This window comes from Sphingomonas sp. CFBP 13733, from assembly GCF_014841795.1.
Classification (GTDB): Bacteria; Pseudomonadota; Alphaproteobacteria; order Sphingomonadales; family Sphingomonadaceae; genus Sphingomonas; species Sphingomonas aerolata.
The window spans coordinates 1-384 of sequence record NZ_JACYUP010000040.1; the positions used below are offsets into that span (position 1 = coordinate 1).

The 384-nt window shown below is 65.6% G+C and carries 1 protein-coding gene; it reads right to left on the minus strand.

Annotation, left to right across the window (positions count from 1 at the left end; genetic code table 11):
• A partial coding sequence (locus tag IFT71_RS21125; RefSeq protein WP_192143480.1) for an IS5 family transposase occupies positions 1–384 on the minus strand: 384 nt, incomplete at both ends.

Sequence of the window (384 nt, forward strand, 5' to 3'; positions counted from 1 at the left end):
GGCAGAGAAGAAGACGGTTGGGCAGCGGTCGTAGCGAGTGGCGACGCGACGCCAATCCTTCAGACGGCCGAACATGATCTCGATGCGGCTGCGGCGCCGGTAGCGGCGCTTGTCGTATCTGACCGGCTCGTTGCGCGATCTGCGGCCCGGGATGCAGGGCTGGATGCCCTTGGCTTCCAGGGCGTCCCTGAACCAATCGGCGTCATAACCACGGTCGCCAAGCAGCCACTGCGCTTTCGGCAGATCGTCGAGCAAGGCTGCCGCGCCGGTGTAGTCGCTGACCTGCCCGGCGGTCATGAAGAAGCTCAACGGCCGCCCATCCGCATCGCTGACGGCATGCAGTTTGGTGTTCATGCCGCCTTTCGTGCGGCCGATCAGGCGGCC